This is a genomic window from Candidatus Pelagibacter sp. PS_28 (assembly GCF_059417885.1).
The window spans coordinates 1,146,852-1,167,544 of sequence record NZ_CM182070.1 but is presented as its reverse complement, the minus strand read 5'-3'; the positions used below and the strand labels follow the sequence as shown (position 1 = coordinate 1,167,544).

The 20,693-nt window shown below is 32.1% G+C and carries 18 protein-coding genes; all 18 read left to right on the top strand.

Annotation, left to right across the window (positions count from 1 at the left end; genetic code table 11):
• The first annotated feature begins 6 nt into the window (after positions 1-6).
• The 18 genes from rplS to AC5SMR_RS06210 are packed head-to-tail and all read left to right on the top strand — an operon-like array spanning position 7 to position 20,693.
• Positions 7-531, top strand: coding sequence for a 50S ribosomal protein L19 (gene rplS / locus AC5SMR_RS06295; protein WP_494576735.1), 525 nt, complete (start codon positions 7-9; stop codon positions 529-531).
• 11 nt (positions 532-542) lie between these two features.
• Positions 543-1,946, top strand: a complete 1,404-nt coding sequence (gene leuC, locus AC5SMR_RS06290; RefSeq protein ID WP_018413624.1) for a 3-isopropylmalate dehydratase large subunit — start codon at positions 543-545, stop codon at positions 1,944-1,946.
• A 1-nt stretch (position 1,947) separates the two neighbouring features.
• On the top strand, positions 1,948-2,559 hold the full coding sequence (leuD, locus tag AC5SMR_RS06285; RefSeq protein WP_011281572.1) for a 3-isopropylmalate dehydratase small subunit: 612 nt from the start codon (positions 1,948-1,950) through the stop codon (positions 2,557-2,559).
• Positions 2,546-3,652, top strand: coding sequence for a 3-isopropylmalate dehydrogenase (gene leuB, locus AC5SMR_RS06280; protein ID WP_494576733.1), 1,107 nt, complete (start codon positions 2,546-2,548; stop codon positions 3,650-3,652). Before leuD ends, leuB begins: the two co-directional genes overlap by 14 nt.
• Positions 3,653-3,678: 26 nt before the next feature.
• Positions 3,679-5,442, top strand: coding sequence for an acyl-CoA dehydrogenase C-terminal domain-containing protein (locus tag AC5SMR_RS06275; RefSeq protein WP_494576731.1), 1,764 nt, complete (start codon positions 3,679-3,681; stop codon positions 5,440-5,442).
• 1 nt (position 5,443) lies between these two features.
• Positions 5,444-7,072 (top strand): acyl-CoA synthetase, encoded by a 1,629-nt coding sequence (locus AC5SMR_RS06270; protein WP_494576729.1) that lies wholly within the window; start codon positions 5,444-5,446, stop codon positions 7,070-7,072.
• Positions 7,069-7,845: an alpha/beta fold hydrolase gene (locus AC5SMR_RS06265; protein ID WP_006997662.1), complete on the top strand. Its 777-nt coding sequence runs from the start codon at positions 7,069-7,071 to the stop codon at positions 7,843-7,845. Before AC5SMR_RS06270 ends, AC5SMR_RS06265 begins: the two co-directional genes overlap by 4 nt.
• Positions 7,842-8,951, top strand: a complete 1,110-nt coding sequence (locus AC5SMR_RS06260) for a dimethylsulfoniopropionate demethylase (protein ID WP_006997663.1) — start codon at positions 7,842-7,844, stop codon at positions 8,949-8,951. The genes AC5SMR_RS06265 and AC5SMR_RS06260 overlap by 4 nt, the downstream gene beginning before the upstream one ends.
• A gap of 20 nt (positions 8,952-8,971) precedes the next feature.
• Positions 8,972-9,973 carry an aspartate-semialdehyde dehydrogenase gene (locus AC5SMR_RS06255; RefSeq protein ID WP_494576726.1) on the top strand — a complete coding sequence of 334 codons (1,002 nt, stop codon included), beginning with the start codon at positions 8,972-8,974 and terminating at the stop codon, positions 9,971-9,973.
• Complete coding sequence (gene sdhC, locus AC5SMR_RS06250) at positions 9,966-10,349, top strand: succinate dehydrogenase, cytochrome b556 subunit (protein ID WP_006997665.1); 384 nt, start codon at positions 9,966-9,968, stop codon at positions 10,347-10,349. Before AC5SMR_RS06255 ends, sdhC begins: the two co-directional genes overlap by 8 nt.
• Position 10,350: 1 nt before the next feature.
• A complete protein-coding gene (gene sdhD, locus AC5SMR_RS06245; protein WP_494576724.1) occupies positions 10,351-10,677 on the top strand; it encodes a succinate dehydrogenase, hydrophobic membrane anchor protein in 327 nt (108 codons plus the stop codon).
• The gene (gene sdhA / locus AC5SMR_RS06240) at positions 10,677-12,449 is read left to right on the top strand and encodes a succinate dehydrogenase flavoprotein subunit (RefSeq protein WP_494576722.1); all 1,773 of its coding nucleotides are present in this window, start codon (positions 10,677-10,679) and stop codon (positions 12,447-12,449) included. Before sdhD ends, sdhA begins: the two co-directional genes overlap by 1 nt.
• A complete protein-coding gene (locus AC5SMR_RS06235; RefSeq protein ID WP_011281565.1) occupies positions 12,449-13,222 on the top strand; it encodes a succinate dehydrogenase iron-sulfur subunit in 774 nt (257 codons plus the stop codon). The genes sdhA and AC5SMR_RS06235 overlap by 1 nt, the downstream gene beginning before the upstream one ends.
• Positions 13,223-13,246: 24 nt before the next feature.
• On the top strand, positions 13,247-14,740 hold the full coding sequence (locus AC5SMR_RS06230) for a CoA-acylating methylmalonate-semialdehyde dehydrogenase (RefSeq protein ID WP_271767454.1): 1,494 nt from the start codon (positions 13,247-13,249) through the stop codon (positions 14,738-14,740).
• 8 nt (positions 14,741-14,748) lie between these two features.
• Positions 14,749-15,711: a malate dehydrogenase gene (gene mdh, locus AC5SMR_RS06225; protein ID WP_494576720.1), complete on the top strand. Its 963-nt coding sequence runs from the start codon at positions 14,749-14,751 to the stop codon at positions 15,709-15,711.
• Positions 15,712-15,714: 3 nt separating this feature from the next.
• The gene (gene sucC, locus AC5SMR_RS06220; protein WP_494576718.1) at positions 15,715-16,875 is read left to right on the top strand and encodes an ADP-forming succinate--CoA ligase subunit beta; all 1,161 of its coding nucleotides are present in this window, start codon (positions 15,715-15,717) and stop codon (positions 16,873-16,875) included.
• 1 nt (position 16,876) lies between these two features.
• The gene (gene sucD / locus AC5SMR_RS06215) at positions 16,877-17,752 is read left to right on the top strand and encodes a succinate--CoA ligase subunit alpha (protein ID WP_494576716.1); all 876 of its coding nucleotides are present in this window, start codon (positions 16,877-16,879) and stop codon (positions 17,750-17,752) included.
• A 34-nt stretch (positions 17,753-17,786) separates the two neighbouring features.
• Entirely contained in the window at positions 17,787-20,693 is a 2,907-nt protein-coding gene (locus AC5SMR_RS06210; protein ID WP_494576714.1) for a 2-oxoglutarate dehydrogenase E1 component, read from the top strand.

Here is a 20,693-nt window from a genome sequence, read left to right as displayed (position 1 = left end):
ACTAATATGAAAACAATTGAAGAAATAAATCAACTAAACGTTAAAAAAATACTATCTGAGAAGAAAATCCCAGATTTTTTTCCAGGAGATGTAATAAAAGTTGGTGTTAGAATTACAGAGGGTAAAAAAGATAGAATTCAATATTTTGAAGGTGTGTGTATAGCTAGAAAAAACAGAGATATAAATTCTTCATTCACAGTTAGAAAAATTTCATTTGGTGAAGGTGTTGAAAGAACATTTCCACTATATGGTACTGTTATAGATACAATTACAGTTATCCGTCATGGTAAAGTTAGAAGAGCAAAATTATATTACCTAAGAGACAGAACAGGTAAATCAGCTAGAATTGCAGAAAAAATTAGAAAAAAAATTGGTATAGAAGTTGATGTCAAACCAGAAATGGTAACAGAAGAAACTTTAGCACCAGTGGCTGTAGAAGCAGAAAAACAAACAGAAGTTCAAGTAGAACCTGTAAAACAAGCAGAAGTTCAAGCAGAACCAAAAATAGAAAAATCAGAAGAAAAAAAATAATTTTTTTTTCAATGCCTTTAACTCTTTACGATAAAATTTGGAATGATCATTTAGTAGATCAACAAGATGATGGTACAGCACTATTATTTGTTGATCGACATTTAGTACATGAAGTAACAAGCCCACAAGCTTTTGAAGGATTAAGAAACTCTAATAGAAAAGTTAGACAACCTGGCTTAACACTAGCAGTTGCAGACCATAATGTTCCAACTACTGATAGATCTAAAGGAATAGCGGATGCAGAGTCTAAAATTCAAGTAGATACCTTAGAAAGCAATTGTAAGGAATTTGGAGTTCAATATTTAGGAATGAATGACAAGAGACAAGGAATTGTTCACATAATTGGTCCAGAACAAGGTTTTACACAACCTGGTACAGTAATTGTTTGTGGAGATAGCCACACGGCAACACATGGTGCATTTGGTGCTTTGGCATTTGGAATTGGGACCTCAGAAGTAGAACATGTTCTAGCAACGCAAACATTAGTACAAAAAAAAGCAAAAAATTTTAGAATCAATGTTAACGGAAAACTTCCTATTGGAGTTACCTCTAAAGATGTAATCTTACAAATTATAGGAAATATTGGAACTGCGGGAGGAACAGGATCAGTTATTGAGTATGCCGGCAGTCTAATTTCATCTTTAAGCGTAGAGCAACGAATGACTATTTGCAATATGACTATTGAAGGAGGAGCAAGAGCAGGGTTAATTGCTCCTGATGAAAAAATATTTGAATATTTAAAGGGTAAACCGATGTCTCCAAAAAATGAAAATTGGGATAAGGCTATGAAATATTGGGAAAGTTTAAAAACTGATGATGGAGCTAAATTTGATAAAGAAATCAACTTAGTTGCAGAAGATATTTTACCGATGATTACTTGGGGAACCTCTCCACAAGATGTAATCACTATAGATGGCAAAGTTCCAAATCCTAAAAATGAACAAGATGAAGATAAAAAGAACTCTTTAGAAAGATCATTAAATTATATGGGCTTAAAAGCTGATACACTAGCTACAGATATTAAGATTGATAAGGTTTTCATAGGAAGTTGCACAAATGGTAGAATTGAAGATTTAAGGGAAGCTGCCAAAATATTAAAAGATAAAAAGAAAGCGTCCCATGTTCAGGCAATGGTTGTTCCGGGCTCAGGTTTGGTTAAAGAACAAGCAGAGCAGGAAGGTTTAGATAAAATATTTATAGCTTCAGGTTTTGAATGGAGAGAGCCTGGCTGTTCTATGTGTCTTGCAATGAATGCTGATAAATTAAAACCAGGAGAAAGATGTGCCTCAACTTCAAACAGAAACTTTGAAGGAAGACAAGGTAGAGGTGGAAGAACACATTTAGTAAGTCCTGGAATGGCAGCTGCAGCTGCAATTTCTGGAAACTTAGATGATGTTAGAAAGTATCAAAACTAAAATGCAAAAATTTAATTCACTTACTAGTATCCCAGCATATTTACCAATAGTAAATATTGATACAGATATGATTATTCCAAAACAATTTCTTAAAACGATTAAAAGAACAGGGTTAGGAAAAAACTTATTTTTTGAAATGAGATACGATGATAATGGAAATGAAATTAAAGATTTTATTCTAAATCAAAAACCTCACAATCAATCAAAAATATTAATCGCAGGAAAAAATTTTGGCTGTGGCTCATCAAGAGAACATGCACCTTGGGCACTTCTAGATTTTGGAATAACATGTGTGATAAGCTCTAGTTATGCCGATATTTTTTACAGCAACTGTTTCAAAAATGGAATTTTACCAATTACTCTGCCAGAAGAAAAAATAAAAGAATTATCAGAGTATTCAAAAAGAAAAGAAGAAATTTCAATAGACTTAAATGAAGAAAAAATAATTTTTGGAAATAGTGAAATCAAGTTTGATATTGATCCTTTTAAGAAAAAATGTTTGTTAGAAGGACTTGATGATATTGCACTATCGTTAGCCAAAAAAGAAAAAATTATAACTTTTGAAGAAAATCTAAAAAATAATAAACCATGGATATTTAATGATAAAAATTAAAAAAAGAAAAATTTTACTTCTTCCTGGGGATGGTATTGGACCCGAGGTTATTCAAGAAGTTAAAAAAGTTATTTTATGGTTGAATTCAAATAAATCTCTAGATTTTGAAATTGATGAAGATTTAGCTGGAGGTTGTTCTTATGACAAACATGGGACACCAATCACGGATGAAGTTTTTTACAAAGCTCTAGAAAGTGAATTTGTTATGTTAGGTGCAGTTGGTGGACCAAAATGGGATAACTTAGAGTTTTCAAAAAAGCCTGAAAGAGCCTTATTAAAATTAAGAAAAGAATTAAAACTATTTGCAAATTTAAGACCTGCAATTTGTTTTGAACAATTAGTTGATGCCTCAACCTTAAAACCAGAAATCGTGTCTGGATTAGATATTATGATAGTCAGAGAATTAACAGGTGGAATTTATTTTGGTGAACCAAGAGGAATTAAGCCGATAGAAAATGGTGAAAGAAAAGGGATTAATACCCATTCATACACAACTAGCGAAATAGTTAGAGTTGCAAAAGTAGCTTTTGATTTAGCAAGAAAGAGATCAAAAAGAGTTACTTCATGTGAAAAGTCAAATGTAATGGAAGCAGGACAACTTTGGAAAGAAGAAGTTCAAGAACTACACGACAAAGAATATAAAGATGTAGAATTAAGTCATATGCTTGCTGATAATTGTGCAATGCAATTATTAAAAAACCCAAAGCAGTTTGATGTAATTGTTACGGACAATTTATTTGGAGACATGCTTTCCGATCAAGCCTCAATGTTAACGGGATCTCTAGGTTTATTACCATCTGCTTCTTTAGGTGCAAAAAATAAAGATGGAGAAATGAGAGCTATGTATGAGCCTATTCATGGTTCTGCACCAGATATTGCTGGAAAAGAAATCGCAAACCCAATAGCTTCAATTTTAAGTTTTGCAATGGCTTTAAGATACTCTTTAGATTTAGATAGTGAAGCTGATGCTTTAGAAAAAGCTGTGCAAGATGTCTTAAATGATGGTCTTAGAACAAAAGATATTCTTTCTCAGGGAAAAAAAGAAGTATCAACATCAGCTATGGGTGATGCAATCATTTCAAAATTGCAATAATTAAATAATTATTCTAGAGTTCTGGAATGCCAAATTATACTGCTCCAGTCGAAGACATGATGTTTCTTTTTGATAAATTAAGAAATAATAAAAATTATAATGATCTTGAAAAGTATAAAGAGGTTAATTCAGAATTAGTAAAAGATATTTTAGAAGAAGCAGCCAAGATTAATCAAAACTTAATATTACCATTAGCAAAATCAGGTGATGAAAATCCAACAGTTCTAGAGAATGGTGTGGTTAGAACACCACCAGGCTACAAAGAAGCTTATTCTAAATATATAGAAGATGGTTGGACTTCACTTTCTTGTGATCCAAAATATGGAGGACAAGGAATGCCAAAAACCGTAAGTGCTTTTTTTGACGAAATGTTATCATCTGCAAGTTTATCATTTAAACTTTATAGTGAGTTAAGTATTGGTGCATATAATTGTATTTTTCATCACGCTACAGATGAAATAAAAGAAAAATACCTTCCAAAAATGGTTGAAGGAAAATGGAGTGGTACGATGTGCCTTACTGAACCAGTTTGTGGAACTGATTTAGGTCTTTTAAAAACTAAAGCTATTGAGCAATCTGATGGAACTTTTAAGTTAAGTGGACAGAAAATTTTTATTACATCAGGTGATCAAGATTTAACTGAAAATATTATCCACTTAGTTATTGCAAAAGCAGCTGACTCACCAGCAGGCACAAAAGGAATAAGTTTATTCTTAGTGCCTAAATTTTTAGTAAATGAAGATGGATCTATTGGAGCTAGAAATGGAGTTTCTACAGGATCTATAGAAAGTAAAATGGGAATTAAAGGTTCTGCTACATGTGTATTAAATTTTGATGGTGCAACTGGTTATATGATCGGATTGAAGAATAAAGGCTTAAACGCAATGTTTACTATGATGAATTTAGAGAGAATTGTTGTAGGAATTCAAGGCTTGGGGATTTCTGAAATTGCCTATCAAAACTCTTTGAGTTACGCAAAAGAACGAAAACAAGGAAAAACAAATAATACAAAATCAACTAATGGAGCAGATTTTATAATTGAACATGCAGATATTAGAAAATCTTTGCTTAATATGAAATCTATTATTGAAGGCGAAAGAGCTTTATGTTTTTGGCTGTCTCAACAAACAGAAGTTAGCCTTTATCACCCAGATGAAAAAATTAAACAAGAAGCTTCAGATCTTGTATCGTTAATGACACCTGTGGTTAAAACGATGTTTAGTGATATGGGAATGGAAATAACCAGTGAGGCTATGCAGGTTCATGGTGGTTATGGCTATACGAAAGATCAAGGTATAGAGCAATTATATAGAGATAATAGAATCACCCCAATTTATGAGGGAACAAATTCTATCCAAGCAGCTGATCTAGTTTTTAGAAAATTGGTAAATAAAAATGGTGATATAATCGATAAATATTTGGAACTGATCAAGAATGATTGCAGTACTGAAAATGAAAAATTAAAACCTTTTATAAAAGAATTAAAAACGCATCTAGAGATATTATCTACTTTTACTGATTGGATTAAAGAAAAAGTGCAAAACTCAAAAGACGATGCAAGCGCAGCATGCAATGACTATTTAAAAGCATTGGGGTTTGTGTCCATAGCACATGCGTGGATAAAAGTTTTAGAGGTAAGTTTTAAAGATTATGAACAAAACAAAGACTTTTATGAAGATAAAATACAGACTGCAAATTTTTATTTTAAAAGAGTTTTACCAAGAGCCGAAAGTCATTTTAAAACAGCCACATCAGGAAGTGACTATATAATGAATTTTAAATTTAGTTAATATGAGTCATTACGATACAAATTTAGATAAAAATGAGGCTAATTATGTTCCTCTTTCTCCTTTAACATTCTTAGAAAGAACTAAAGATATATATCCAAATTATGAAGCCTTAGTTTATGAAAGTAGGTCGTATACTTGGGAAGAAGTTTATAAAAGATGTGTTAAGTTTGCTAGCGCATTAGATAAATTGGGTGTGAAAACTGGAGATACAGTTTCTATAATGGCTTTCAATACACCAGAAATTTTTGAAGCACATTATTCAATACCTATGGTGGGGGCAGTAATTAATGCAATCAATACAAGACTAGACCCCAACACTATAAGTTATATTTTACAACATAGTGATGCAAAGGTTTTAATTGTAGATAGACAATTTCATGATGTAATTGAGAAGGCTTTAAAAAATGTTAAAAATAAAATTACAATTATTGATATTGACGACCAGGACATAGACACAAGTTCTTTTAAAAAAATAGGTGAACTTGAATATGAAAGTTTCTTAAACACAGGTAATGAAAATTATGAATGGAAAAAACCAAAAGATGAATGGGAAGCGATTTCATTAGGGTACACGTCAGGAACTACTGGAAACCCAAAAGGAGTAGTTTATCATCACAGAGGCTCATATTTGATGGCAACTGGTAGTATTACAGCTTGGAATATGCCTAACAAATTAAATTTTTTATGTGTTGTCCCAATGTTTCATTGCAATGGTTGGTGTTATCCTTGGACATTAGCAATGCTGCACGCAAGAGTAATTTGTTTAAGAAATATTGATGTTAAAAAGATGTTTGAACTAATTGATAAATATGAAGTAACACATTTTGGTGGAGCTCCAATAGTTTTAAATATGATTGTTAATGCTCCTAAGGAAGATCAAAAAGCCTTAAAAAGAAAAGTCAATGTTTTAACTGCAGGTGCACCTCCACCTAGTATTATTTTTGAAAAAATGGAAAATCTTGGCTTTGAGGTTATGCATGTTTATGGATTAACAGAAACTTATGGTCATATGTTGCAGTGTGCGTGGAATGATGATTGGAATTCTTTAGAAAAAGATAAAAAGAATGAAATCAAAGCAAGGCAAGGTGTACGTTACCCAAACACAGAGGGCGCTATTGTAATGGATCCAGAAACAATGAAGCCAGTACCTAAAGATGGAAAGACTATGGGTGAAATTATGATTAGAGGGAATATTGTAATGAAGGGATATTACAAGGATAAAGAAGCAACAGATAAGTCAATGGCAGGTGGATGGTTTCATTCAGGAGATTTAGCTGTGACCCATCCTGATGGATATATAAAAATTCAAGATAGATCTAAAGATATTATTATCTCTGGAGGAGAAAATATTTCTTCAATAGAAATTGAAAATGCAATTGCAAAACACCCTTCAGTTTCTTTAGCAGCTGTAGTTGCTAAACCAGATGAAAAATGGGGAGAAACACCTTGTGCTTTTGTTGAATTAATTAAAGATAAGCCAGCAACAGAAAAAGAAATAATAGATTTTTGTAGAGAAACATTGGCAGGATTTAAACTTCCTAAGAGTGTTATTTTTTGTGATTTACCAAAAACTTCAACAGGAAAAATTCAAAAATTTGAACTTAGAAAGAAAGTTAAGGAATTAAGTTGATCTTTCAAGTAGACAACAAAAAAGTCTTTGCATCAGATTCAGGCCAAGGTATTGATAAAAAAAAATCCACAATAGTTTTGCTGCATGGAAGTGGTCTCTCACATATTGTTTGGTCCTTAACAGAACAGTATTTATCAAATCAAAATTATAATGTTTTAGCAATAGATTTACCTGGACATGGAAATTCTGAAGGTGATTGTTTAAAATCAATAGAAGAAATTTCAGATTGGTTAGAAAAAGTTTTTAAAAAACTTAATGTTTCTGAATTAACAATAATAGGTCATTCCCAAGGGTGTTTGGAAGCATTGGAATATTCATTAAGGTATTCTAAAAGAGTTAAAAATTTAATATTTATAGGTGGTTCTTACAGAATGCCTGTTAATCAAGATTTAATTGATCTTGCTGAAAATGGAGATGATAAAGCAGTTCAGTTAATGATGAAATGGAGCTATGAGAATTATAAAAAATTCATTGGAGGTAATCCTGTGGAAAAAATTATTAATTCTCCAAGAAATATTAGAGAAGTTTTAGCTATCGATCTTATAGCATGTAATAATTATAAAAATGGATCTGAGGCGTTAAAGTCAATCAAGTGTCCGACATTATTTATCTTTGGTGAGCTAGATAAGATGGTTAATATTGAAAAAGGTAAGAAATTTGCAGAGCTCGTTCTTAATTCAAAAACTCATATAATTAAAAATTGTGGACATATGATTATGTTTGAAAAAGCTTTTGAAATGAGAGAAAAGATCTCTGAATTTTTAAAAAAATGAAAAATTTTTCAATAGCAAAATCAAGAAGATTAAGAAGTACTCCTTACACCTCAAGAATAGAGAAACAAGGAGTTACAGCATACACAATATATAATCATATGTTGTTACCTGCTGCATTTGGATCAATAGAGGATAGCTACAAACATTTAAAAGAACATGTTCAGATATGGGATGTCGCTGCAGAAAGACAAGTAGAAATATCAGGAAAAGACTCGGCAGAGTTAGTACAATTGATGACATGTCGGGATCTATCAAAATCTAAAATAGGCAGATGTTATTATTGTCCAATAATAGACGAAAATGGAAATTTAATTAATGACCCAGTTGTTTTAAAACTTGATGAAAATAAATGGTGGATATCAATAGCAGATTCGGATGTAATCTTTTTTGCCAAAGGCTTAGCATCAGGACACAAATTTGATGTTAAAATTGTAGAACCAGTAGTTGATATTATGGCAATACAAGGTCCAAAATCCTTTGCGTTAATGGAAAAAGTTTTTGGAAAAAAAATTACTGAGCTAAAATTCTTTGGGTTTGATTATTTTGATTTTGAAGGCACAAAGCACCTTATAGCTAGATCAGGATGGTCTAAACAAGGAGGATATGAAGTATACGTTGAAAATACACAGTCAGGACAAAAATTGTATGACCATCTTTTTGAAGTTGGAAAAGAATTTAATGTAGGGCCAGGATGTCCGAATTTAATAGAGAGAATTGAGAGTGCACTGTTATCTTATGGTAATGACTTTGATAATAACGACAATCCATTTGAATGTGGTTTTGATCAATATGTTAGCTTAGATAGTGATATAAATTTTTTAGGAAAAGAAAAATTGAAAGAAATAAAATTAAAAGGACCCCAAAAAAAATTAAGGGGAGTTAAAATTGATATAAAAGAAATTAGTCTTACTGGATCAAAAAACATATATGATGAAAATAATAATGTAATTGGTGAATTAAGATCGGCTTGTTATTCACCTCATTTTCAAAAGGTTATAGGCATAGCAATGATAAAGAAATCCCACTGGGAAGCATCTCAAGGCTTTAAAATTCAAATAAACGATAATACCATTAATGGAAACGTTTGTGATTTACCCTTCATCTAGTATAAAAGTAAAATAATATCATGAATATAGCAATTGTAGGAGCCACAGGTAATGTTGGAAGAAAAATGCTCGAAGTATTAGAGCAGAAAAAAATTTCAATAGACCAATTATTTTTAGTTGCCTCTCCAAGGAGTGCTGGTCAAAAAGTAAATTTTAATGGTAAGGAGCATGAGATTTCTAACTTAGAGACTTATGATTTCTCAAAAGCTGAAATTACCTTTTTTGCAGCTGGTGGAAAAATATCAGAAAAATATGCAGAAAAAGCAGCAAAACATACTACAGTAATTGATAATTCTAGCTTTTTCAGAATGGATCAAGATGTACCTTTAATTGTTCCACAAGTGAATCCAGAAGCAATTAATGTTTTAAAAAAAAATATTATTGCTAATCCAAACTGTTCTACAGCACAATTAGTAATAGCTCTAAAACCCTTACATGATGAATTTAATATAAAAAGAGTAGTTATATCAACTTATCAATCCGTATCTGGTGGTGGTAAAGCATCAATGGATGAATTGATTGAACAAACTAAATTATCATTAGATAAAAAGAAAATAAATTCTAAAAATTTTACTAAACAAATTGCATTTAATGCAATTCCTCACATAGATGTTTTTGCAGATGATGGTTACACAAAAGAAGAATTAAAGATGGTTAACGAAACAAAAAAGATTTTAGATGACAAAATTGAGCTAACTGCAACATGCGTAAGAATTCCAGTGCTAGTTTCTCATGCTGAATCTGTAAATATTGAATTTGAAAAACCATTTAGCTTACAAACAATACACTCTTTATTAGATAGTGCAGAGGGATGTGAGGTGTATGATAAAAGAGAAGATGGAGGCTACATTACTCCTTTAGAGGCAGAAGGTAAAAATGAAACTTATATTTCTAGGATTAGAGAAGATAAAACAAAAAAAAATACACTCAATATGTGGATAGTATCAGATAATTTATTAAGAGGTGCTGCACTGAATGCAGTAGAAATAGCTGAGCTTTTAATTAGGAAGAATAATGGATAATAACAACCCTTTATCACCACACATTCAAATTTATAGATGGCACATATCTTCTTTGGTTTCTATTTCTCATAGGATTACAGGAATAGTTAATATATTTGCAATAACAGTAATTTGTTTGTGGATATTTTCTTTGTTGTTAGGAGAATCTAGCTACGATCTAACAAAATTATTTTTGCAATCTATTTTTGGAAAATTTATTATTATTTGTTTAACTTGGTCTTTTAGCTTTCAGGTATTGAGTGAAATAAGACATTTAGTAATGGATCTTGGTTATGGTTTTGAACTAAAGACCACAAAGATTACAGGTTTATTGGTAATTTTTGGATCTATTTTTTTTACAATTCTATTTTATCTATTAGGAAGGAATTTTATTTAAAATGAACTCTGTAACAAAAAAATGGCTGTTCATGAAAATTAGTTCAGTAATTTTAGTACCTTTAATGATCTGGTTTATTCTAAATTTAGTTTCAATTTTTGATAAAGATTATATTGAGGTTGTTAATTTCTTTACCACTCAACCATCTAAAATTTTAGTTTCTTTAACACTAGTATTTGCTTACTTTTTTTCTGCCCTAAGTATTAGCGAGGTATTTGAAGATTATATTCAGAATGAAAAAATCAAAAATGCCGCAAACAAAGTACTTAATATTTTTGCTATAATAATGCCAACTATAACAATAACTGTAATATTGAATTTAAACTAATGAGCTCATATAAAATAATAGACCATGAATACGATGTCATCGTACTTGGTGCCGGAGGATCAGGTCTAAGAGCTGCTGTTGGTTTAAGTGAAGCTGGTTTAAAAACAGCCTGCATTTCAAAAGTATTTCCAACAAGAAGTCATACCTCAGCTGCTCAAGGAGGAATTTCTGCATCTTTAGGGAATATGGGTGAAGATGATTGGCGTTGGCATATGTATGATACTGTTAAAGGTGCTGACTGGTTAGGTGACCAAGATAGTATTGAGTATCTTTGTAAAGAAGCTCCAGCTGCTGTTATAGAGTTAGAAAAATATGGAGTTCCATTTAGCAGAACTGATGATGGCAAAATTTACCAAAGACCTTTTGGTGGAATGACAAAAAATTATGGTAATGGAATTGTTCAAAGAACATGTGCAGCTGCAGATAGAACTGGACACGCAATACTTCATACTCTTTATGGACAAGCTTTAAAACATAACACTGAATTTTTTATTGAATATTTTGCTTTAGATTTATTAATGAAGGATGGTGAATGCAAAGGTCTTATTGCTTGGAATTTAAATGATGGAACAATTCATAGATTTAGAGCGCACAGCACAATAATTGCAACAGGGGGTTACGGAAAAGCTTATTATTCTGCAACTTCAGCACATACTTGTACTGGAGATGGAAATGCAATGGTTTTAAGAGCAGGCTTACCATTACAAGATATGGAATTTGTACAATTTCACCCAACAGGAATTTATGGGCACGGAACTTTAATCTCTGAAGGTGTTAGAGGTGAAGGTGGATATTTAGTTAATTCAAAAGGTGAAAGATTTATGGAGCGTTACGCACCAAAAGCTAAAGACTTAGCATCTAGAGATGTAGTAAGTAGATCAATGTCAATTGAGATTAACGAAGGAAGAGGTGTGGGTAAAGAACAGGATCATGTTCATTTACACTTAAGTCATTTAGACAAAAATATTATTGAAAGTAGACTTCCAGGAATAACGGAAGCAGCAAGATTATTTGCAAATGTTGATGTAACTAAGGAGCCAATACCAGTAGTGCCCACTGTTCATTACAATATGGGAGGTATCCCAACAAACTATAAAGCTGAAGTATTAACAGGAAATGATTCTGAAACAGTTCCAGGATTAATGGCAATTGGTGAGGCTGCCTGTGTTTCTGTTCATGGAGCAAATAGATTGGGATCTAATTCTTTAATTGACCTAGTTGTATTTGGAAGAGCTGCAGCCAAGAGAGCTGCAGAACTTGTAAAACCAGGAACTCCACACGAGGATATAGGAGAGACTGAAACAGAAAAATGTTTAGAAAGATTTGATAAATTAAGAAACTCTAATGGTGAAAATAGTACTGCAGAACTTAGACTTTCAATGCAAAAAACTATGCAATCAAAGTGTGCTGTTTTTAGAACAGAAAAAACGCTTAAAGAAGGTGTTGATAATATTAGAAAAGCATACGATGGAATGGAATCAATTTCTGTAAAAGATAAGTCACTTGTTTTCAATACTGATTTAGTGGAAACATTGGAATTTGATAATTTGATAAGACAAGCAATTACAACAGTGGATTCTGCTTATAATAGACAAGAGAGTAGAGGTGCGCATGCAAGAGAAGATTTCCCAAAAAGAGATGATGAAAAATTTATGCAACACACTATTGCTTGGTGCAATGGAAAAGATTCAAAAATTGGATATAGACCAGTTACTAAAACAACTTTAACAAATGAAGTTCAATACTTTCCACCTCAAGAAAGAGTTTACTAGTGGTTCAAATAAACTTACCTAAAAATTCAGAAGTTCAAAAAGGTAACTATTACCAAGATAAGACTGGGTCAAAAAATATTAGAAAAGTAAATGTTTACAGATGGGATCCCTCAAATGGAGAAAACCCAAGAGTAGATACCTATGAAGTGGATATGGATAATTGTCCTTCAAAAGTATTAGATATTTTAAATAAAATTAAAAACGAAATTGACCCATCATTAGCTTATCGTAGATCGTGTGCACATGGAGTTTGTGGATCTTGTGCAATGAATATGGATGGCAAAAATGGTTTAGCATGTACAAAGCCTCATTCAGAAATTGAAGGTGATATAAATATTTATCCATTACCTCATTTAAAAGTTAAAAAAGATTTAATTGGTGATTTAAGTGGATTATACAAACAGTATGAATCAATCGAGCCATGGTTAAAAACAAATACAAAAGTTGAAACTACTGAGATATTACAAACTAAAGAAGATAGAGTAAAATTAGATGGTGCATATGAATGTATCATGTGCGCATGTTGCTCAACATCTTGTCCAAGTTATTGGTGGAATGGTGATAAATATTTAGGTCCTGCAGTTTTACTTCAGGCTTATAGATGGATAGTTGATAGTAGAGATGATGAAAAAAAAGAGAGATTAAAAAAAGTAGCTGATGAGCTTAAACTTTATAGATGTCATACTATTATGAATTGCACTAATGCTTGTCCAAAGGGATTAAATCCAGCAAAAGCTATAGCTGAATTGAAAAAAATGCTTGCAACAAGCTAATTACCTCTTTAAATAACACCATTCATGAATTTATTAGAACATTTTGTTGGCGGAAAGCTAATTTCAGGCTCCTCTGACAGAAAAAGCAAAGTTTTTAATCCAGCAACTGGCGAACAAGAGTCTGAGGTAAGATTAGCCAGTAAAGCAGATCTAGATAAAGCTGTAGAAGTAGCCCAAAAAGCTTTTGAAACTTGGTCTTTAAAACCTTCACTTCAAAGAGCAAGGGTAATGTTTAAATTTAAAGAGTTAATAGAAAAAAATGCCGATGAACTTACAAAGTTAATAGTCTCAGAGCATGGGAAAGTTTATGAAGATGCCAAAGGTTCTTTAACAAGAGGACTAGAAGTTGTTGAATTTGCGTGTGGGATTCCACATTTACTTAAAGGAGAATTTTCAGAAAATGTAGGAACAAATGTAGATAGTTGGTCTATGCGACAACCACTTGGAGTTGTTGCTGGAATTACACCTTTTAATTTTCCTGCAATGGTGCCAATGTGGATGTTTCCTATTGCTATTGCATGTGGAAATACATTTATTTTAAAACCGTCAGAAAAAGATCCATCTTGCCCACTAAGATTAGCAGAATTACTAACAGAAGCAGGACTACCAGATGGTGTTTTTAATGTTGTTAATGGAGATAAAGAAGCTGTTGATGCAATTTTAACAAACAAAGATGTCAAAGCTGTAAGCTTTGTAGGCTCAACACCAATTGCAAAATATATTTATGAAAACTCTGCAAAAAATGAAAAAAGGGTTCAAGCTTTAGGTGGTGCAAAAAATCATTTAGTTGTAATGCCTGACTGTGACCTTGATGGTGCGGTAAATGGATTAATGGGTGCTGCATATGGGTCTGCAGGAGAGAGATGTATGGCACAATCAGTGGCAGTAGCTGTAGGAGATATAGGTGATGAGCTAGTTGCTCGTTTATCAAAAAAAGCTGAAGCATTAAAAGTAGGACCTGGTATGGATAAAACATCTGAGATGGGTCCACTAGTTACCAAAGAACATTTAGAAAAAGTAAAAAGTTATGTTGATCTCGGAGTTGAAGAAGGTGCAAAATTAGTTGTTGATGGAAGAAATATAAAACTTCAAGGATATGAAAATGGTTTTTTTATAGGGGGTTGTTTATTTGATCATGTTAAAAAAGATATGAGAATTTATAAAGAAGAAATATTTGGACCTGTTTTATCAGTCATAAGAGTTAAAACTTTTGAAGAAGCAACAAAATTAATTAACGACCATGAGTATGGTAATGGAGTAAGCATTTACACAAGAGATGGTGATGCTGGAAGAACGTTTGCTAGTAAAATTCAAGTTGGTATGGTTGGAATTAATGTTCCAATACCAGTACCAATGGCATTCCATAGTTTTGGTGGATGGAAAAGATCATTATTTGGAGATAGTGCAATGCATGGAGCTGAAGGAATTAAATTTTATACAAAGCTTAAAACAGTAACATCAAGATGGCCTTCTGGAATAAGATCTAATGCAGAATTTGTCATGCCAACAATGAAATAAGGAGAGAAATGAAAAAAATATCTTTAATAGGAGCTGGTCAAATTGGGGGCACTCTTGCTCACTTAATCGGAACCAAAGAAGTAGCTGATGAGGTGGTACTTTTTGATGTTGCAAGTGGTATAGCTAAAGGAAAAGCTCTAGACATAGCTCAATCTTCCTCTGTTGATGGTTTTAATGTGAAATTTTCAGGTACAGACAATTATGAAGATATAAAAGATTCAGATGTAATAATAATTACTGCAGGAGTTCCAAGAAAACCAGGAATGAGCAGAGATGATTTATTGGGTATTAATCTAAAAATTATTAAACAAGTAGCAGAGGGCATTAAAAAAAATGCACCCAATGCATTTGTAATATGTATTACAAATCCGTTAGACGTTATGGTGATGGCCTTTCAAAAATTTTCAGGTTTACCAGTAAATAAAGTAGTTGGAATGGCAGGAATTTTGGATAGCTCAAGATTTAAATTATTTTTATCTCTAGAGCTTAATGTTCTGGTAAAAGAAATTGAAGCAATGGTTATGGGAGGTCATGGAGACACAATGGTTCCCCTACCAAGATTCACAAAAGTTTCAGGTAAACCATTATTAGACTTAGTTAAAGAAGGAAAAATATCTCCAGAAAGGTTAGAAGAAATTAATCAAAGAACTAGAGATGGAGGAGCTGAGATTGTTAAATATTTAGAAAAAGGTTCTGCATTTTATGCACCAGCAGCTTCAGGTGTACAAATGGCAGAAGCATATTTAAAAGATGAAAAAAAATTACTTCCATGCGCAGTTCATTTAAACGGAGAATATGGAGTTAGCAATGTTTATGCCGGTGTACCAGTAATAATTGGTAAAGATGGTGTTGAAAAAATAGAGCAAATAGACTTGGATGAAAAAGAAAAAAAAGAATTTATGCACTCGATAGATGCTGTGAAAGCATTATGGGAAGCTGCATCAAAAATAGACCCAGATCTATCTAAATAAATCATGAACATTCATGAACACCAAGCAAAAAAAATCCTAAAAGAATATGGGGCAGTTGTTCCTGAAGGTATTTTTGCTTTCACAGTTGATGAGTTGATTGAAAAAGCAAAATCATTAAAAACAGAAAAGTTTGTATTAAAAGCACAAATCCATGCTGGTGGAAGAGGTAAAGCGGGAGGTGTAAAAATATTAGATACTATTGAAGAACTAGGCGTTGCTGCAAAAGAATTATTAGGAAAAACACTTGTAACACATCAAACTGGTCCTGAAGGAAGAGAAGTAAAAAGATTATATGTGGAAGAGTCTTCTAATATAGATAAAGAATTTTATCTATCCTGCTTAATTGATAGAGCAAGTTCAAAAATTGTATTTATATCAAGTGATCAAGGCGGAATGGATATTGAAGAGGTTGCAGATAGTACGCCTGAAAAAATTATAACAACAAAAGTAGATATTGTTAAAGAAATTTCAGACGCTGATTGTGAAAAGATAATTAAAATTTACAGCTTAACTGATGATGCTAAAAAACAAGCAATAGCACTAATTAAATCAGTATATAATATGTTTTTAGGGACGGATGCTAATATGGTTGAGGTTAACCCACTAATATTAACTAAAGAAAAAAATATAATCTGCTTAGATGCAAAGGTTAATTTTGATTCTAACGCACTATTTAGACATCCTGAAATTATAGAGTTGAGAGATTTAAATGAAGAAGATCCAGCTGAAATAGAAGCAAGCAAACATGATCTTGCTTATATAAAGTTAGATGGAAGCATTGGGTGCATGGTTAATGGAGCAGGTCTTGCAATGGCAACAATGGATATAATTAAATTATATGGAGAAGAGCCAGCAAATTTTTTAGATGTTGGTGGTGGAGCTTCAAAAGAAAAAGTTTCTGCTGCTCTAAAAATAATTCTTTCAGACAAAAATGTTAAAGGCATACTAATAAATATTTTTGGTGGAATAATGAGATGTGATGTCCTTGCTCAAGGCGTTGTTGATGCAGCTAAAGAAATAAATATTAGTGTTCCATTGGTAGTTAGACTTGCAGGAACTAACTTTAAAGAAGGAAAAGAAATTTTAGATAATTCAGGATTAAAATTAATTTCAGCAGAAAATTTAGATGATGCTGCACAAAAAATAGTAGAGGCTATAAAATAGAATGTCAGTTTTAATTAATAAAAATACAAAAGTTATATGCCAAGGTTTCACAGGTGCACATGGCACTTTTCATTCTGAACAAGCATTAAAATATGGAACTAATCTTGTAGGTGGGGTTACTCCTAAAAAAGGAGGACAAAAACATCTTGAACGTCCAGTATTTAATACTGTGGCTGAAGCAAAAAATGAAGTAGGTGCTGATGCAACTATGATTTATGTGCCAGCAAAATTTGCAGCAGCAGCCATAATAGAAGCTATTGATGCATCTATTGAGCTTATAGTTTGTATTACTGAAGGTATACCAATTCAAGATATGCTTCGTGTTAAACAAAAGCTAAATAGTTCAAAAAGCAGATTGATAGGACCTAACTGTCCAGGAATAATTACTCCTGATGAATGTAAAATTGGGATTATGCCTGGAAATATCCACAAAAAAGGCTCAGTGGGAATTGTTTCAAGATCTGGAACTTTAACCTATGAGGCGGTTGCACAAACAACTGAAAATGGATTAGGACAATCTACTTGCATAGGTATTGGTGGAGATCCAATAAATGGAACAAACTTTATTGATTGTTTAGATTTATTTTTAAATGATGATGAGACTGAATCTATTCTTATGATAGGAGAAATTGGTGGTTCTGCAGAAGAAGAAGCAGCTGAATTTGTTAAAAACCACAAAATAAAAAAACCTATGGTTGGATTTGTTGCTGGAATAACAGCACCCCCAGGAAGAACTATGGGACACGCAGGAGCTATTATCTCAGGTGGCAAAGGTGGAGCAGAGGATAAGATAAAAAAAATGGAAGAATGTGGAATTATGATTGCAAAATCACCATCTGAACTAGGCAAAACATTATTTAATAAATTATCTAATTGAAAATTATTTATCTGATATTATATCAATAAAATAGATGTCATCATCAAAAAATCTCGAATTCGAAAAAACTTCATTTCTTAGTAAATCTAACAGTGCATTTATAGAGCAAATGTATTTAAAATTTATTAATAAAGATAAAGATCTTCCTGAAAGCTGGCAAAGTTATTTTGAGGGTATGAGTGAAGATTTAAGTATGATTGCTAAGGAAATTAATGGTCCATCATGGGGCATAAAACAAAAAATTGATATAGACGAACTTCAAAAAAGAATTGAACAAGAGGATGAAAATTTATTAAACAAAGCCCAACAAATTAATGTAAATCAAATAAATTCACCAAGATCAAATGAAGACTCAATTAAAGCTGTTTCAATGATTAGATCATACCGTCAAAGAGGACACCTTATTGCTAAACTAGATCCATTAGAATTGCTTAAGTCAGATTATCTGGATGAACTTCATCCTGAGTCTTTTGGCTTTAAAAAAGAAGATTATCAAAAAAATATTTATTTGGGTGGAGTTATAAATAAAGACCAATCAAATATTAAAGAGATATTAGCATTTTTGAAAAAAACTTATTGTGGACCAATCGGGTATGAATACATGCACATATCAAACCCAACTGAAAGAAAGTGGTTTAGAGATAGGATTGAAAAATCAGACGATAATATAAATTTTACAAAAAATGGTAAAGAAGCTATTTTAAATAAATTAATTCAAGCTGAAGGCTTTGAAAAGTTTTTACATAAAAAATATGTAGGAACAAAAAGATTTGGATTAGATGGTGGAGAAAGTTTAATCCCTGCTTTGGAGCAAATTATTAAGATTAGTGGTCAGTCTGCAGTTAAAGAGGTTAAGATTGGAATGTCCCATAGAGGAAGACTAAACGTGTTAGCAAACGTCTTACAGAAATCTTATAAAAGAATATTTAATGAATTTGCTGGAGAAATAAATGCATCATCAGAAGAAGGAGCTGGAGATGTTAAATATCACCTAGGAGCATCTTCAAATAGAGATTTTGGTGGAAATTCTGTACATGTTAGTTTAACAGATAATCCATCTCACTTAGAAGCAGTTAATCCAGTAGTTCTTGGACAAACAAGAGCAAAACAATTTTTTCATAAAGATAAAGAAAGAAATAAAGTAATACCTATATTGATACATGGTGACGCTGCATTTGCTGGACAGGGTGTAGTAGCAGAATGTTTTGCAATGTCTGGTTTGCCAGGTCATAACACTGGTGGAACAATTCATATTATAGTTAACAATCAAATAGGCTTTACAACAAGCCCAAGATTTGCACGATCTTCACCTTATCCATCTGATGTAGCAAAAATGGTTGATGCTCCAATTATTCATGCTAATGGAGATGATCCAGAAGCAGTTGTTTATGCGGCTAGAATCGCTACGGAGTTTAGATTAAAATTTAATAGAGACGTGGTTATAGATCTGATTTGCTATAGAAGATTTGGTCATAATGAAGGAGATGAGCCATCATTTACTCAACCATTGATGTATGAAAAAATTAGATCTCACCCTTCTCCAGTAAATGTTTATGGAAATAAATTGATAGCTGAGAATATAATTACTAATAGTATTTTAGAAAATTCAGTAAAAGAATTTAAAAATTTACTTGATGATCAATTTAAAAATGCAAAAAATTATAAACCCCAAATCGAATGGTTTGAAGGCACATGGTCAGCATATAAACCTGAAAAAGGAAAAGATAAAAGAGGAGTAACAGGCTCAGATACTAAAAAACTTTTAGAGATTTCAGAAAAAATAAATTCTTCTTCTGAAGAATTAAATTTACATAAAACAATTATTAAAATATTAAACTCTAGAAAAGAAGCAGTTAAAAATGGTTCAAATATAGACTGGTCAACTGCAGAAGCATTAGCATTTGGGTCTTTATTAGAAGAAGGATATCCTGTCAGATTAGTTGGTCAAGATTCTGGGAGAGGAACTTTTAGTCAAAGACATTCAGTTTTAAGAAATCAATTAGATAATAGCCGCTATGTTCCATTAAATAATATTTCAAAAAATCAAAAGCAGTTTGAAGTAGTAGATAGTTTTTTATCAGAATTAGCAGTTTTAGGTTTTGAGTACGGTTACAGTCTCGTTGAGCCTAATACTCTTACACTTTGGGAAGCACAGTTTGGAGATTTTGCTAATGGAGCACAAATTGTCATTGACCAATTTATTGCATCTGGAGAAAGAAAATGGACAAGAGCATCAGGGTTAGTAATGCTATTACCACATGGATATGAAGGTCAAGGTCCAGAGCATTCATCAGCTCGTTTAGAAAGGTTTTTACAATTATGTTCTAATGACAATATGCAAATAATGAATTGTACTACGCCTGCAAATTATTTCCATGCATTAAGAAGGCAAATGCATAGAGATTTTAGAAAGCCACTAATTATGATGACCCCAAAATCTTTACTAAGAAATAAGTACTGTGTTTCCAACCTAGAAGATTTTAGTAAAGAAAATTCATTTCATAGAATATTATGGGACCATGCAGTAGACCCAAAATCTAATGGTTTTATAAAATTAAGAAAAGCTCCAGAGATAAAAAAAGTAATAATGTGTTCAGGTAAAGTTTATTTTGATTTATTAGAAGCTAGAGAAAAACTAAAAAAAGATGATGTGATATTGTTCAGAATAGAACAATTGTATCCATTCCCAGCAAAAACTCTTGTTAAAGAACTTAAGCCTTATGCTAAAAATGCTAAATTTTATTGGTGTCAAGAAGAACCTAAAAATATGGGAGCATGGTTTTCTGTAAGAGACTATATACAATGGACATTGGAAACTATTAACGCTAATAATACTGGAATTTCTTATATAGGAAGAAGCCCAGACGCGTCTCCAGCTACAGGTTATGCAAAAAGACATCTTGCCCAACAACAAGAAATTATAAAAAAGGTTTTTGAATAA